This window comes from Streptomyces sp. NPDC001536, from assembly GCF_042894505.1.
Classification (GTDB): Bacteria; Actinomycetota; Actinomycetes; order Streptomycetales; family Streptomycetaceae; genus Streptomyces.
Window position 1 is genome coordinate 272851 of record NZ_JBIAVQ010000003.1, and the last position, 14476, is coordinate 287326.

General features: G+C 72.0%; 14 protein-coding genes. 1 reads left to right on the top strand and 13 read right to left on the bottom strand.

Going from position 1 to position 14476, the window contains the following annotated elements; translation table 11 throughout:
• Positions 1–22: 22 nt before the first annotated feature.
• From ACFY0U_RS10205 to ACFY0U_RS10235, 7 genes are all read right to left on the bottom strand, one after another.
• Positions 23–697, bottom strand: a complete 675-nt coding sequence (locus tag ACFY0U_RS10205; RefSeq protein WP_388633051.1) for a response regulator — start codon at positions 695–697, stop codon at positions 23–25.
• Positions 694–2034: a sensor histidine kinase gene (locus tag ACFY0U_RS10210; RefSeq protein WP_388633054.1), complete on the bottom strand. Its 1341-nt coding sequence runs from the start codon at positions 2032–2034 to the stop codon at positions 694–696. Before ACFY0U_RS10210 ends, ACFY0U_RS10205 begins: the two co-directional genes overlap by 4 nt.
• Positions 2035–2140: 106 nt before the next feature.
• The gene (locus ACFY0U_RS10215) at positions 2141–2815 is read right to left on the bottom strand and encodes a response regulator (protein ID WP_388633057.1); all 675 of its coding nucleotides are present in this window, start codon (positions 2813–2815) and stop codon (positions 2141–2143) included.
• A complete protein-coding gene (locus tag ACFY0U_RS10220; RefSeq protein ID WP_388634291.1) occupies positions 2812–4131 on the bottom strand; it encodes a sensor histidine kinase in 1320 nt (439 codons plus the stop codon). Before ACFY0U_RS10220 ends, ACFY0U_RS10215 begins: the two co-directional genes overlap by 4 nt.
• A gap of 40 nt (positions 4132–4171) precedes the next feature.
• Positions 4172–5401 carry an acyltransferase gene (locus tag ACFY0U_RS10225; protein ID WP_388633060.1) on the bottom strand — a complete coding sequence of 410 codons (1230 nt, stop codon included), beginning with the start codon at positions 5399–5401 and terminating at the stop codon, positions 4172–4174.
• Entirely contained in the window at positions 5394–6392 is a 999-nt protein-coding gene (locus tag ACFY0U_RS10230; protein ID WP_388633062.1) for an alpha/beta hydrolase, read from the bottom strand. The genes ACFY0U_RS10225 and ACFY0U_RS10230 overlap by 8 nt, the downstream gene beginning before the upstream one ends.
• A gap of 401 nt (positions 6393–6793) precedes the next feature.
• Complete coding sequence (locus ACFY0U_RS10235; protein ID WP_388633065.1) at positions 6794–7696, bottom strand: alpha/beta hydrolase; 903 nt, start codon at positions 7694–7696, stop codon at positions 6794–6796.
• Positions 7697–7894: 198 nt separating this feature from the next.
• Here ACFY0U_RS10235 and ACFY0U_RS10240 point away from each other — a divergent pair, with 198 nt between their 5' ends.
• Positions 7895–8509, top strand: a complete 615-nt coding sequence (locus tag ACFY0U_RS10240) for a TetR/AcrR family transcriptional regulator (protein WP_388633068.1) — start codon at positions 7895–7897, stop codon at positions 8507–8509.
• A gap of 67 nt (positions 8510–8576) precedes the next feature.
• On the opposite strand, the gene kynU is transcribed toward ACFY0U_RS10240, so the two are convergent.
• From kynU to pyrE, 6 genes are all read right to left on the bottom strand, one after another.
• Positions 8577–9788: a kynureninase gene (gene kynU / locus ACFY0U_RS10245; protein WP_388633071.1), complete on the bottom strand. Its 1212-nt coding sequence runs from the start codon at positions 9786–9788 to the stop codon at positions 8577–8579.
• Positions 9781–10611, bottom strand: coding sequence for a tryptophan 2,3-dioxygenase family protein (locus tag ACFY0U_RS10250; protein WP_388633073.1), 831 nt, complete (start codon positions 10609–10611; stop codon positions 9781–9783). Before ACFY0U_RS10250 ends, kynU begins: the two co-directional genes overlap by 8 nt.
• Before the next feature lie 150 nt (positions 10612–10761).
• A complete protein-coding gene (locus tag ACFY0U_RS10255) occupies positions 10762–11175 on the bottom strand; it encodes a DUF3151 domain-containing protein (RefSeq protein WP_388633076.1) in 414 nt (137 codons plus the stop codon).
• A 64-nt stretch (positions 11176–11239) separates the two neighbouring features.
• On the bottom strand, positions 11240–12709 hold the full coding sequence (locus ACFY0U_RS10260) for an MFS transporter (RefSeq protein ID WP_388633078.1): 1470 nt from the start codon (positions 12707–12709) through the stop codon (positions 11240–11242).
• A 61-nt stretch (positions 12710–12770) separates the two neighbouring features.
• On the bottom strand, positions 12771–13793 hold the full coding sequence (gene fbaA, locus ACFY0U_RS10265) for a class II fructose-bisphosphate aldolase (protein ID WP_388633081.1): 1023 nt from the start codon (positions 13791–13793) through the stop codon (positions 12771–12773).
• A 131-nt stretch (positions 13794–13924) separates the two neighbouring features.
• Positions 13925–14476 carry an orotate phosphoribosyltransferase gene (gene pyrE, locus ACFY0U_RS10270; protein ID WP_267015326.1) on the bottom strand — a complete coding sequence of 184 codons (552 nt, stop codon included), beginning with the start codon at positions 14474–14476 and terminating at the stop codon, positions 13925–13927.

Genomic DNA, 14476 nt, shown 5'->3' on the forward strand with positions numbered 1-14476 from the left:
GCCCACATCACCCGGCCGTGGGCTAGCCCGGGGTCACCAGGCGGGCCTCGTAGGCGAAGACCGCCGCCTGGGTGCGGTCCCTCAGACCCAGCTTCACCAGGACGCGGCTGACGTGGGTCTTGATCGTGGACTCCGCCACCACCAGGCGCTCGGCTATCTCCGCGTTCGACAGGCCCTGGGCGATCAGGACCAGGACCTCCGTCTCGCGCTCGGTCAGTTCGCCGTACGCCGCGTGTGCGGAGGACATCAGGCGAGGGGAGTCGGAGAGTTTCGAGAACTCCGTGATCAGGCGCTTGGTGACCGAGGGCGCCAGCAGGGCCTCGCCGGAGGCCACCACCCGCACGCCGTCGGCCAGTTGACGGGCCGAGGCGTCCTTCAGCAGGAACCCCGAGGCGCCCGCCCGCAGCGCCTGGTACACGTACTCGTCCAGGTCGAACGTCGTCAGCACCAGGACCTTCGCCGCGCCGTCCGCCGCGACGATCTCTCTCGTCGCCTCGATACCGTTCAGCTCGGGCATCCGGATGTCCATCAGCACGACGTCCGGGGCGAGTTCACGGACCCGGTCCACCGCCTCACGGCCGTTGACCGCCTCGCCGACGACCTCGATGTCCGGCATCGCGTTGAGCAGCACGGAGAAGCCCTCCCGCACCATCATCTGGTCGTCCGCGATCAGCACGCGGATGGCGCCCTGGGTCATGCCTCACCTTCGCTCGCCAGGGAGACGGGGAGGAACACCGTCACCTCGTAACCTCCGTCGTCCGTCGGGACCGCCGTCATCTCGCCGTTCAGCATCGACACCCGCTCCCGCATGCCCGTGATGCCGTGGCCGGCGCCGGGCGAGGGCTTCAGCAGCGCCTTCGCGGGCGGCGGGTCGTTGACTATGCGCAGGCCCAGACCGCCGAGGACATAGCCGATCTCCACCCGGGCGCTCGCGCCGGGCGCGTGGCGCAAGGTGTTGCTCAGGGCCTCCTGGACGATTCGGTACGCCGACAGCTCCACGCCCTGCGGCAGTTCACGCACCGCCCCGGTCACCGTCTTCTCCACGCTCAGGCCGGTGTCCCGGACGTTGGCGAGCAGCACGTCGAGATCGGCGAGGGTGGGCTGGGGGGCGTCCGGGGCCTCGTAGTCCTCGGCGCGGACCACGCCCAGGACGCGGCGGAGCTCGGTGAGGGCCGCCACCGCGTTCTCCCGGATCGTCGCGAAGGCTCGCTCCAGCTCCGGCGGTGGGTTCTCCACCCGGTAGGGCGCGGCCTCGGCCTGGATGGCGACGACCGACATGTGGTGGGCGACCACGTCGTGCAGCTCGCGGGCGATGGTGGTGCGCTCCTCCAGCAGGGTGCGCCGGGAGCGCTCCTGCGCGGTCACCGTCTGCTGCGCGGTCACCTCCTGCCGGGCCTCCCTGCGCGTGTGCCAGACGGCGACGACGAGCAGGACCAGTGCGGAGAAGACCAGCATGGGGGCGGTGTCGTCGCCGTAGTAGTAACTCGGGCCGAAGACCACGTCCGCCACGAAGCCGTAGGCCGCGGTGACGGCCCACATGTAGGCGGCGGTGCGCGGCCTGGTGCGTACGGCCACGACCGTCAGCACGGTCACATGGCAGGCGAAACTGGCGGGCAGCCAGGGATAGCCGTCAAGGGAACTGCCGAAGACCTGGCTGACCGGCGTGGCCGCCATGGACAGCCAGAACGCTCCTATCGGCCGAAGCATCGTCAACAGGATCGGGAACAGGGCGAGCGGACCGAGCACCACGGCCGCATCGTCGGCGTCGACCGTGGCCATGACCAGCGTGAGCAGGGCGGCGGCACCGATCACGGCGTGCGGTGTCCAGGCCGCGTACTCCCGCAGGCGGCCGGGCAGCAGCCGGAGCAGCGGGCCGTCGACCCGCATCCGGCGCAGCGGGCGGTAGGCGAAGGCGTCGTGGAAAAGATCCTGCCGCAGCCCGCGCAGGGCGTTCGCGGCCAGCCGGTACTCCGGGCTGCGCGGCTTGGCCCCGTCCCCCGGTGGCGGTGTCTGCATGTGGGTCGTCTCGGTCACGTACAGAACGGTAGGCGCAGAGCCCTGTGGCGGTCGTCCCCAGTGAGAGGGGTTCCCGCGGATCCGTCTCAGGTACTACGGGTATTGCCGCCGGTCGTGCCCGAGGTCAGTAGCCGGCGGGCCGCACCAACCCCGACTCGTACGCGAACACCGCCGCCTGCGTCCGGTCCCGCAACCCCAGCTTCACCAGGATCCGCCCCACATGGGTCTTCACGGTCTGCTCGGCGACCACCAGCCGCCCGGCGATCTCCGCGTTGGACAGGCCCTGCGCGATCAGGGCGAGGACCTCGGTCTCGCGTTCGGTGAGGTCGCCGACGCGTTCCTTGAGCGGGCCGCGGGGGCGGTCGCCGAGGCGGGAGAACTCGGTGATCAGGCGCCGGGTGATGCCGGGGGCGAGGAGGGCGTCGCCGGCCGCCACCACCCGGACCGCCTCGGCCAGCTGGTCCGCGGAGGCGTCCTTCAGGAGGAAGCCCGAGGCACCGGCGCGCAGTGCCTCGTACACGTACTCGTCGAGGTCGAACGTGGTCAGCACGAGCACCCTGATCTCGGGTGTCGCCTCGGTGATGCGGCGGGTGGCCTCGATGCCGCCGAGCTCCGGCATCCGGATGTCCATCAGTACGACGTCCGGGGCGAGTTCGGCGACCTTCGCCACGGCGTCCAGTCCGTCGACCGCCTGACCGATCACCTCGATGTCCGGCTGGGTGTTGAGCAGCACGGTGAAGCCCTGCCGGACCATCTGCTGGTCGTCGGCGATGAGTACGCGGATGGGGCTGCTCGTCATACGGTGCCGTCCTTGAGATCACTGACAGGGTCGCAGGCTTCGGTGCCCGGACGGGCCGGGAGGAACGCGAACACCTTGTAGCCGCCGTCCGGAAGAGGGTGTGCCGTCATGGAACCGTCGAGCATCCCGACCCGTTCGCGCATACCGAGCAGCCCGTGCCCGGCACCGGGCGACGGGGGCGCGGACCGTGTCGGCGGCGAGTTGAGGACCTCCACGATCAACCCGTAGGCGGTGTGCCGGAGTTCGACATGGGCGACCGCGCCCGGTGCGTGACGCAGCACGTTGCTGAGCGCCTCCTGCACTATCCGGTAGGCCGACAGCTCCAGGCCGGGCGGCAGCGGGCGGCGCTCGCCGCGCACGTCGACCTCGACCAGCAGCCCGGCCGCCCTGGTGTTCTCCACCAGCGCGTCGAGCCGGTCGAGGGTGGGCTGCGGGGTGTGCGGAGCGGTGCCGGTGCCGGGCTCCACGGGGTCCGGGGAGTCGGGGTGCTCGGAGCGCAGGACGCCCAGGACACGGCGGAGTTCGGTGAGCGCCTCCAGCGCGTTCTGCCGGATGCCGGCGAGGTTCTCCTTGAGCTCCTCGGGCGGGTCGTCGACCAGGTGCGGGGCGACCTGGGCCTGGATGGAGATCACCGACATGTGGTGGGCGACCACGTCGTGCAGTTCGCGGGCGATCCGGCTGCGCTCCTCCAGCAGGGTGCGCCGGGCCCGCTCCTCGGCGGTGAGGGTGGTCTGCTCGACGAGTTCCTGGCGGGCCTCGCGACGGCCGCGCAGGGCGATGCCGAGCACCACGACGACGAGGGCCAGGGCGACCGCGACGACCCCGGTGGACTGGTAGTTCGGGCCGCCCCACAGCCCTTGGAGGGCGTAGGTGGCCAATGCGGTCAGGGCCAGCGCCTCCGCGGCGACCCGGGTGCGGACGCGCAGGGCGAGCAGCAGGAGCACGAGCAGGTGGGCGATGATCCCGGCCACCGTCCAGGGCCAGGTGAACCCACCCGCCGGTCCTCCGAGCTTGCCGTGCACGGCGATGGCTCCCAGCACGGTGGCCGTGATGGACAGCCACCACGCCGGGATCGGGCGCCACATCGCGAGGACCACCGCGCCGCCCTGGCCGAGTGCGACGAGGGAGGCCCATCCGAAGGCCACTCCGGCGCTGTCCTGGAGCTGGGGCAGAGCGCCGGCCGTGACGCCGAACGCGGCCAGGCAGAGCAGACCGTGCGGCAGCCAGCGCAGCCACACCGACGGGGGCAGCGGATCCACGCGGGTCGTCCACAGGTCCTCGTGCAGCAGGCGCAGCCAGCGCATGACACGGCCCATGGCCGCGTGCTGGATCCCCGTTTCCGTCACGCGCCCCACCCTAGACACGGTCCACCTCCACCGGCCTCGTCCTTCCGGCCGGCCGATGCCCCCGGACGACCCGCGAGACCCCACCCCGGCGACCGCCCTGTTCGTAGGAGCGGAACGCGGTCCAGCAGACGGCGAGCGCGAGCACGAACACCGGGAGCCAGGCGAGGCGGGCGGCGACCCAGCCGAGGCCGTCCGGGACGGTGTGCAGTCCGGGCAGGCGGCCGGCGAGGAGGCCGGTGGCCGTGGTCGCCATCAGGGCCGTCTGGTGCCAGAGGAAGATCGTCATCGCGGAGAGGTTCACGAAGGCGACCGCCGCCCAGGCCAGGGGGCGGCGCATCGCTCGACGCAGCCGGTCGCGCAGCAGCAGGGCCAGTCCGCACTGGGCCAGGCCAAAGGTGACGGCGGCCAGCGTGGGCGGGTTCAGATTGGAGACCGAGGCGCCGGGGACACCGACCATCGACGCCGGGTAGCCGGCCCACGCGACCAGGGCCGCGGTCACCGCCACACCGCCGGTCAGCAGGATCCAGCCGGAGCGTCGGCGGTCCAGTTCCCCGCGGGTCCAGGCCGCGCCGAGGGTGTACGGCACGAGCCAGCCCGCCGCCACATTGACCCAGCCGAGCCAGGACGGGCCGCCGAGGCCGAAGCGGAACAGGTCGACATGGAGGACGACGGCCAGCGGCCACAGCGGGCTCAGCCGGGTCAGCAAGGGGGTCGCCGCCGTCAGCACGGCGAACACGACAAGGAACCAGAGGGGTGACAGGGCCAGCTTCACCAGGGTGTGGACCGTGCCGTACTCCGCGCCCGTGAGCAGCAGACCGGCGGCGATCACCGTCCACAGGGTGAGGACGGCGGCGACCGGCTTGAACAGCCGGGACAGCCGCGCGGTCAGCCACTCGCCGTACGTGATGCCACGCGCCCGTGCCGAGGCGTGGCTCCTGGTCGCCACATGGCCGCCGACCAGGAAGAACACCGCGAGGGTCTGGAAGGCCCAGGAGATCGGGGCGAGCCAGGGCATGTGCTGGAGCGGGCTCCCGGTGTGCAGGGCGCGGCCGTCGGCGACCAGGGCGGTCACCAGCCAGTGGCCGAGGACCACGCCGAGGATCGCGAAGGCGCGCAGGGCGTCCACCGCGCGGTCGCGGCCGGCGGGCGTGGCCTCGTCGACGCGGGCGGCGCCCTCACGTATGGCCGTCCAGCCGTGCCGTATGCCTTCCCTTGGGGAGCGCGAGGTCGTGTCACGCACGGGTCACCTCCGAGGTCTGTCCCAGGACGATCCGGGCGAGGTTGGCCAGGGAGACCGAGCCCGGGGTGAAGTAGTCGCTGTGGCCGCCGTCGCCCGCGGCGAAGACCCGCGCGCCGAAGGCCGGGGACATGGGGTCGGTGCCGAAGCCGACGGTGATGCCGAACAGGTCGGTCCTGACGTGCGGGACCTCCGCCACCCAGTCGTCGCTGCCGCGTGCCGCCCAGACGCGGGCGCGGGTGTGCAGGGCCGCGGCGTCGTCGGCGCCGGTGCCGGGGCTGCCGAGGAGGACCAGGTCGGTCGCGTCCAGGTCGCCGGCGGCCCGGGCGCAGACGACCGAGCCGTAGCTGTGGCACAGGAGGGAGACGGTGGCCTGCCGGCCGGCTGTGCCGTGGAGTCGGCGTATGAACTCGCTCAGGTGGGGGGCGGCCTGGTCGGCTCGGCCGGTGGTGGTGACGGCCGGGCTGATCGTGGCCGGGGTTTCGTAGCCGAGCCAGGCGATGACCGCCGTGTGCGGGTCGGTGCGGGTCAGTTGCTTGTGGAGGGCGGCCGCGGCCCTGTGGAAGCGGTCGTAGGTGTCGAGGGAGGTGTCGACGCCGGGGACGAGGACGGCGATGTGGTCCGCGTGGGCGAGGTCGCCGAAGACCTCGGTGGCCTGGCCGGAGCCGCGGCCGTCGAAGTGGAGGAAGTGGCGGGAAGGGGACGCCAGTGCGCGGTCGGCGGCGGCCCTCTCGTCGTCGCCGTGGGCCGCGGCCATCCGGGACGCTTCCGCGGCGTTGGCGCGGTTCGCCGCGTAGACCTCGTCCAGCGTGGTCGCCGTCAGGGGGGCGAGGGTCGCGGGGGCCGGGGCGGGGATCTCGGGGTGGGTCGCGGCGGAGAGGGGGAGCACCACGGCGCCGGTGATGAGGGCGGCGAGGGTGGCTCGGCGCCATCTGTGGGGGCGGCGGGGTGGGGGCTGGGCAGGGGTGGGTGCGGATACCGACGCTGACGCCATCGCCGGCGAGGTGCCCGGCTGCGACGGCTCATCGCTGCGCGGCCGCGGCTGCCCGCCTCCGCGTCGGACCCGAGCGATCGCCCTCAGCGCCGCTGCCCTGCCCCCCGTAGCGAACCCCACAGCCGTCTCCCTCCCAGTCCGCCCGTCCATCGGGCCTGTCTGGTTGGGAAGTTACGGATCCGACCACGTCGTCCACGTCCCGCCGAGGAGCCAATTCACGACGTAGCTCTCAGGTATTACGGGTATCAGAAGCGCCAGGTCAGCCCGGGCTCAGCACCACCGCGGACGCCGGTACCACGCCAAGGGACCCCACCACACCGGGGCAGTCACCGCACCGGGCACCCTCACCACGCCAGGGCCGCCACCACACCGCGCACCGTCTATACGCCGCCCCCGCCCCCTCACCAAGCCAACTGCGCGATCTCCTCCACCACCACCGCACAAGCATCCGCCGCCGGATCGATCAACGGAAAGTGCCCGACGTCCTCCAGCAACGTCACCCCCACCACCTCCCCCGCCTTCGCCGCCGCGTCCGCGTACGACTCGGCGACGGCCTCCGGCACATCCACATCCGTACGCCCCTGGACGAGCGTCGTCGCGATGCCGGTCGGCAGCAGCAGCGCGGGGTCCGCGTACGGCTGCCGCTCCGCGAAATGCGCCTCCCCGCCCAGGAGTTGCAGCGCGGCGCCCCCGCACACGTCCAGCTTCCCCGCGACCGCGAAGTCCGCGATCGGAGCCAGCGCCACCACACCCCGCAACGGCGTGGGCCGGTCCGTGCGCCACGGGGCGTCCGCGGGCAGCACATGACGAGCCGCCGCCCACAGCGCCAGGTGACCGCCCGCCGAGTGCCCGGTGACCACCATGCGCCGCGGATCGGCCTGCGGCAGAGACTCCCGTACGAGATCGGGAAGCGCGTCCAGCGCCGCCGCGACATCGTCGAACGTGTCCGGCCACCGCCCCGCGACAGGCCCTACGACGGACCCCGCACCGGACACACCGACACCCCCCTGCCCCGGCAGCACCGCCCCCCTGCGGTACTCGACATTGGCCACCGCGAACCCCCGCCGTGCCAGGAAGTCCGCGAACGGAGTGATGTGGCGCCGGTCGTACGGCGCGCGCCACGCACCCCCGTGCAGCACGATCACGAGCGGCGCGAGGCTGACGTCACCCCTCGGGGTGTAGAAGTCGATCACCTGGTCGGGGTGGTCCCCGTATGCCGCGCTGACGTCGGGGTCGACGGGCGGATGGGAGAAGGCCGACTCCTCCTCGGCGGCGGCGCGGGCTGCTGCGGAGTCGTCCGGCATGCTCCAACCTCTCAGCGACGTAACGTATTTGGACGAGACGGATGTGGCGGACCTGGAGAGAATTCGGCCGTTGGCGGGGACGGTATCAGGCCGGTGACGTGCACGGACAACGCGGATGTCACGCTCGGTGAGGGTTAAACGGTTCTGCTGTGTCGTTACCCTGGCGCCGGAAGCCCAGCGCGCACCAAGGAGGCCGTTATGTCCGCCGAGCCCGGCACCCTGCGTCCCGGAGGGCGTACCGCACGTGTCCGTGCGGCCGTGCTGCGGGCGGCCGGTGACGTGCTCGCCGAGCGGGGATTCGCGTATCTCGATCTCGCGGACGTCGCCCGCCGGGCCGAGGTCGGCAAGACCACCGTGTACCGGCGGTGGGGCTCCGTCACCGCACTGGTCGCCGATCTGCTCGCCGACATGGCCGAGCAGTCGCTGCCGCGCGAGGAGACCGGATCCGTACTCGGCGACCTCCAGGCCAACTCCCGCCTGGTGCAGCGCACTTTGGCCGACCCCCGCCAAGGCGCCCTGTTCCGCGCGGTGATCGCGGCGGCCACCTGCGACGAACGCACCGCACAGGCCCTGCGCCGCTTCTACGACGTCCGGGTCGCGGAGTGGGCCCCCTGCGTCGCACAGGGCGTACAGCGCGGGGAGTTGCCGCAGGGCACCGACGCCGAGGCCGTCGTACGAGCGGTGTCGGCACCGCTCTACTACACGCTGCTGACCACCGGAGCACCCCCCGACCCGGCGGCGGCCGACCGCGCCGCCCGAGCGGCCCACGCGGCAGCCCTGGCGGGGGTGTACATCACCGCCACCGACGGATGACAGGCGCCCAGCGGGCTGTCGCGGACCGGCGCTCGACCAGCAACCGCCGGACCGCGACAACACCCCCTCAGCCCACGACCTCCCCCAGCACCCGAGCCGCCCGCTCCACGTCCGCGAACCCGACGTACAACGGCGTGAACCCGAACCGCAGCACGTCCGGGGCCCGGAAGTCGCCGACCACACCCCGCTCGATCAGCCGCTTCATCACATCCCCGGCGTCGTCGCAGCGCAACGCCACCTGACTGCCGCGCTCCTCGTGGGCCGCCGGAGTCAGCGACTCCACCCGCCCCGCGGGCACGTACTCGGCCACGCACTCCAGGAAGAAGTCGGTCAGCGCGAGGGACTTGGCCCGCACCGCCTCGATGGAGACGCCGTCCCACACCTCGAGTGCCGCCTCCAGGGCCAGCATCGACAGGATGTCCGGCGTACCGACCCGCCCGCGCAGCGCACCCGGCGCCGCCTCGTAGTCGGGCCGCATCCCGAAGGGCTCCGCGTGGGAGTTCCAGCCGGGCAGCGGGGAGTCGAAGCGGTCCTGGAGACCGGAGCGCACATAGAGGTACGCCGGTGAACCGGGGCCGCCGTTCAGGTACTTGTAGGTGCAGCCGACCGCGAGGTCCACGCCGTGCTCGTCCAGGCCCACCGGCAGCGCGCCCGCGCTGTGGCACAGGTCCCAGACCACCACGGCACCCGCCGCGTGCACGGCCGCCGTCAGCCCGGGCAGGTCGTGCAGCCGGCCCGTGCGGTAGTCGACATGGTTGAGCAGCACGGCCGCCGTACGCTCACCCAGCACCCCCGGCACCTCGGCCGGTGTCACGGGACGCAGCGTGCAGCCGGTCATCCGGGCCGCGGACTCGGCGATGTACCCGTCCGTGGGGAAGGTGGTCGCGTCGACCACGATCTCGTCCCGGCCGGGCCCCGCCATCCTGACCGCAGCCACAAGTGCCTTGAAGACGTTGACACTTGTGGAGTCGCCGACCACGATCTGTCCGGCCGCCGCCCCCACCAGCGGGGCGATCAGATCGCCGATCCGCTCGGGCGCGGTCCACCAGCCGCTCTCCTCCCAGGACCGGATGCGCAAGGAGCCCCACTGCCGTCGTACGACGTCCTCGACCCGCCCCGGGACGGCGGCGGGCAGCGCACCGAGCGAGTTCCCGTCCAGGTAGACGCCCGCGGCGTCAGCCGCATGATCAGACACAGTGTCGAGCACGAACTGCGCGCGCAGGCCCGCCAGTTCGTCGGCGGCGTCCGACTTCTCGGCGCGCACGATGAGTTCAGACATGGGACCGTGCCGTCCACAGCTCGGGGAACACGTTCTTCTGCGCGCGCTTCTCCAGCCAGGCCACACCGGCCGAACCGCCCGTGCCCGCCTTGGCGCCCATCGCGCGTCGCGTGGCCACCAGATGGTCGTTGCGCCAGCGCCACACCAGCTCGGCGACATCGGTCAACGCCTCGCCGAGGCGGGCGACTTCGTCCGTGGCGTCGCCGGAGTAGACGGCGGTCCAGGCCGCCTCGACCTCGGGCGACGGCTCGTAGCGCCGCGACACGTCACGGCTGAGCACCGCCTGCGGGATCCCGTGCCCGCGCCGCGCCATCAGCCGCAGCACCTCGTCGTACAGGCTCGGCTCGTGCAGGGCCTTCTCCAGCTCGGCGTGCACCCGCGGCGCACCGCGGTGGGGTACGAGCATGGACGCGGACTTGTCGCCGAGCAGGAACTCCATCCGGCGGTACATCGCGGACTGGAAGCCGGAGCCCTCGCCGAGGGCGGCACGGTAGGAGTTGAACTGGGCCGGCGTGAGCTGTCCGAGCGGCTTCCAGGAGGCGTTCAGCGCCTCCAGTTCGCGTACGGAACGCTTCAGCGCGTCGACCGCGACCGGCACGTCGTCGGAGCGGAGCGCCCGCGCGGCGGTCTCCCACTCGTGGACGATGACGGTGAACCACAGCTCCATCACCTGGGTCGTGACCAGGAAGACCATCTCTCCGGGATCGTCGGAGAGGGTGTGCTGGAGGTGGGTGAGCACGTCCGCCTTGACGTAGTCCTCGTACGGCGTCGTGCCTTCGAAATCGAGATGCGGGGTCTCGGGCTCATGAGCCTCGGTGGACATCGCTGTCTCCTGTTATGTACTCCGGGTAGCGGTCCGCCCCTGCCGTTACCGACACGGGGGCCCCGGTCCCCACCCGAATCCTCAGGGGTCACCCCCGGACAGTGCAAGGCCCGACTGGCTCACACCCGCCGGGCCCGCACCAGGGAATCCCTAGCCCAGGGTCTGTGCCGCCGTGGGCGAGGAGTCCTTCAGGAACTGCGAGCAGCGCTCGTACTCCTCCTGCTCACCGATGGCTCCGGCGGCGCGGGCGAGGGCGTGCAGGGCGCGCAGGAAGCCGCGGTTCGGCTCGTGCTCCCAGGGGACCGGGCCGTGGCCCTTCCAGCCGTTGCGGCGCAGCGAGTCCAGACCGCGGTGGTAGCCCGTACGGGCGTAGGCGTACGACTCCACGACGCTGCCCCGCTCGAAGGCGTCGTCGGCCAGCTGGGCCCAGGCCAGCGAGGACGTCGGGTATTTCGCGGCGACGTCGGCGGGCGCGGTGCCGCCGGCCAGCAGCTCACGCGGCTCCGGGTCGTCGGGGAGGTGGGTCGGGGGCGGTCCCCCGAGGAGGTTCTCGTGAATCGACATGGGTCAAGTCTCCTCCATCGGCGCATATGACGAACGGGCGCGGGGCCGGTCCGGCGGATCGGGCCTAGGCCAGCCGTTTCCGTGCCCGCTGTCCCTCCAGCGGCGGCGCCATGACCGACCCGTGGTGGAGGCACTCCGGGCGGGTGCAGTCCGGTGGCAGCGGTCGTACGGTCGCGAAGGCCACGCCCGCTCCCAGCACCAGCAGCCCGGCGCACACCGTCATCGCCCGCCCGAACGCGTCGTCGAAGGCCCCCGGCGACCGGTACGCCTCCTCGCCCATCCCGGCGATCAGCGGCAGCGCGGCCACCGCGATCAGGCCCGCCGCCCGGGCGGCCGCGTTGTTGACCCCGCTGGCCAGACCCGCCCGCGCCACGTCCACGGAGGCCAGGACGGTCGCGGTCAGCGGGGCGACCAGGGTGACCATGCCGAGGCCGAGGACCAGCAGGGCGGGCAGGACGTCGGCGACGTACGAGGCGTCCTCGCCGACCCGCAGCATCAGCAGCATCCCCGCCGCGCACAGCAGCGGCCCGGCGGTCAGCGGGATGCGCGGGCCGATGCGGTCGGCGAGGGCGCCGGAGCGGGCGGAGAACAGCAGCATCAGGGCGGTGGTCGGCAACAGGGCCGTCCCCGCGCCGAGCGCCGAGTAGCCGGAGACGACCTGGAGCTGGAGCGCGGCCAGGAAGAAGAAGCCGCCGAAGGCCGCGTAGACGCAGAGCGTGACGAGGTTGACGGCGGTGAACTGCTTCGACGCGAAGATGTCGAGCGGCATCATCGGGTCGGGGCGGCGCTTCTCGACGAGCACGAAGGCGACGGCGGTCGCCACCCCGGCGACGGCCGTCAGCACCACCGCGAGGGACCCCTGGCGGGCCTCGATCAGCGCGTACGTCACGAACGCCAGCGCCAGCGCGCCCAGCACCGCGCCGAGCACATCGAAGCGCCCGTGCTCCGCCCGCCCGTCCCCGGACTCCGGGACATGCCGTACGGCGATCGGGGCGCACAGCAGCGCCACCGGCACGTTCAGCAGGAACACCCAGCGCCAGCCGGGCCCGTCCACCAGCCAGCCGCCCAGGAACGGGCCGACCGCCGCGCCGATGCCACCGAACCCGGACCACATGCCGACGGCCCGGCCCCGGTCGTCGGGGTGGAAGGAGGCCTGGATGAGGGCGAGCGAGCCGGGGGTGAGGAGCGCCCCGCCGACCCCTTGCAGGGCGCGGGCGGCGATGAGGACACCGGCGTTCGGCGCGATCCCGCACAGCAGGGAGGCGGCGGCGAACCACACCACGCCCACGACGAAGATCCTGCGCCGCCCGTACCGGTCCCCGAGCGATCCCCCCAGCAGGATCAGCCCGGCCAGCGTCAGCATGTACGCGTTGACCGTCCACTGGAGGGCGGCGAGATCCGCGTTCAGGTCCTCGCCGATACGGGGAAGCGCCACGTTGACGACGGTCGAGTCCAGCAGCGCCATGCTGGAGCCGAGCACGGTGGTCAGCAGGATCCACTTGCCTTGGGGCGAGGACAGCCGGACATCGGACATGCCCCAGGTATACAGCGAGCCCGGCGCCGTAGACAGACGCCGGGCTCGTGAGGATCTCGGGTTACTTGAGCTTCGTGCCCGTGGAACGCAGGTTGGCGCAGGCCTCCGTCACGCGGGCGGCCATGCTCGCCTCGGCCAGCTTGCCCCAGGTGCGCGGGTCGTAGGTCTTCTTGGAGCCGACCTCGCCGTCGACCTTCAGGACACCGTCGTAGTTGCGGAACATGTGGTCCGCGACCGGGCGGGTGAAGGCGTACTGGGTGTCCGTGTCGATGTTCATCTTCACGACGCCGTTGTCCAGCGCGAGCGCGATCTCCGCCTCGGTGGAGCCGGAGCCGCCGTGGAAGACGAAGTCGAACGGGGACGCCTTGCCGTACTTGGCGGACACGCCCTCGTTGAGCTCCTTGAGCAGCTCGGGACGGAGGACGACGTTGCCCGGCTTGTACACACCGTGGACGTTGCCGAAGGAGGCGGCCAGCAGGTAGCGGCCCTTCTCACCGAGACCGAGGGCCTCGACCGTGCGGATCGCGTCGTCGACCGTGGTGTAGAGGGAGTCGTTGATCTCGTGCGAGACGCCGTCCTCCTCGCCACCGGTCGGGGTGATCTCGACCTCAAGGATGATCTTCGCGGCGCGGGCGCGCTCCAGGAGCTCCTGCGCGATGGCCAGGTTGTCCGACAGGGTCTCGGCCGAGCCGTCCCACATGTGCGACTGGAAGAGCGGGTTCTCGCCCCGGGCGACACGCTCCTCCGACACCGCGAGCAGCGGACGTACATACCCGTCGAGCTTGTCCTTCGGGCAGTGGTCCGTGTGCAGCGCGACGGTGATGTCGTACTTCTTGGCGACGATGTGCGCGAACTCGGCGAGCGCCACCGAACCGGTGACCATGTCCTTGTTGTACTGGCCGCCCAGGAACTCGGCGCCACCGGTCGAGATCTGGATGATGCCGTCGCTCTCGGCCTCGGCGAAGCCGCGCAGCGCCGCGTGCAGGGTCTGCGTCGAGGTGACGTTGATGGCCGGGTAGGCGAACTTGCCCGCCTTCGCCCGGTCGAGCATCTCGTTGTAGACCTCGGGAGTTGCGATGGGCATCTGACCGCTCCTTGATTGTGCGGGTTGGCTGGTTCCTTACGGCCCTGACCTAGGGGGCGACGTCATCGTCGGCCCCATCTTTCCAGACTTGACCGGATGGTCCCGCCCCTCGGTCTCAACCTGTGGATAGCTCAGTCCAGGCCCAGCTCATCCTTGGAGAAGGCGAAGCGATAGGGAACCCCCGCGCCCTCCTGAATCTTCTCCGCCGCACCGGTCGCGCGGTCCACGATCGTGGCGACGGCGACGACCTCCGCGCCCGCCTCCCGCACGGCCTCGACCGCGGTGAGCGGGGAGCCGCCGGTGGTGGAGGTGTCCTCGACGACCAGGACCCGACGGCCCGCGATGTCGGGACCCTCGACCCGGCGCTGGAGACCGTGCGCCTTGGCGGCCTTGCGGACGACGAAGGCGTCGAGCTTCTGCCCGCGCGCGGCGGCCGCGTGCAGCATGGCGGCGGCGACCGGGTCGGCGCCCATCGTCAGACCGCCCACCGCGTCGAAGTCCAGGTCGGCGGTGAGGTCCAGGAGCACCTGCCCGACCAGCGGGGCGGCCTCCCCGTCCAGGGTGATGCGGCGCAGGTCGACGTAGTAGTCGGCCTCCAGCCCCGAGGAGAGGGTCACCTTGCCGTGGACCACGGCCTTGTCCTTGATCTGCTGCAGCAGCGCGCCGCGTACGTCGTCCGTCAT

Coding starts and splice junctions, on each gene's coding strand:
- ACFY0U_RS10205 (WP_388633051.1), bottom strand. CDS start 697: ATGACCCAGGGCGCCATCCGCGTGCTGATCGCGGACGACCAGATGATG.
- ACFY0U_RS10215 (WP_388633057.1), bottom strand. CDS start 2,815: ATGACGAGCAGCCCCATCCGCGTACTCATCGCCGACGACCAGCAGATG.
- ACFY0U_RS10220 (WP_388634291.1), bottom strand. CDS start 4,131: ATGGGCCGTGTCATGCGCTGGCTGCGCCTGCTGCACGAGGACCTGTGG.
- ACFY0U_RS10230 (WP_388633062.1), bottom strand. CDS start 6,392: ATGGCGTCAGCGTCGGTATCCGCACCCACCCCTGCCCAGCCCCCACCC.
- ACFY0U_RS10235 (WP_388633065.1), bottom strand. CDS start 7,696: ATGCCGGACGACTCCGCAGCAGCCCGCGCCGCCGCCGAGGAGGAGTCG.
- ACFY0U_RS10240 (WP_388633068.1), top strand. CDS start 7,895: ATGTCCGCCGAGCCCGGCACCCTGCGTCCCGGAGGGCGTACCGCACGT.
- kynU (WP_388633071.1), bottom strand. CDS start 9,788: ATGTCTGAACTCATCGTGCGCGCCGAGAAGTCGGACGCCGCCGACGAA.
- ACFY0U_RS10250 (WP_388633073.1), bottom strand. CDS start 10,611: ATGTCCACCGAGGCTCATGAGCCCGAGACCCCGCATCTCGATTTCGAA.
- ACFY0U_RS10255 (WP_388633076.1), bottom strand. CDS start 11,175: ATGTCGATTCACGAGAACCTCCTCGGGGGACCGCCCCCGACCCACCTC.
- ACFY0U_RS10260 (WP_388633078.1), bottom strand. CDS start 12,709: ATGTCCGATGTCCGGCTGTCCTCGCCCCAAGGCAAGTGGATCCTGCTG.
- fbaA (WP_388633081.1), bottom strand. CDS start 13,793: ATGCCCATCGCAACTCCCGAGGTCTACAACGAGATGCTCGACCGGGCG.
- pyrE (WP_267015326.1), bottom strand. CDS start 14,476: ATGACGGACGACGTACGCGGCGCGCTGCTGCAGCAGATCAAGGACAAG.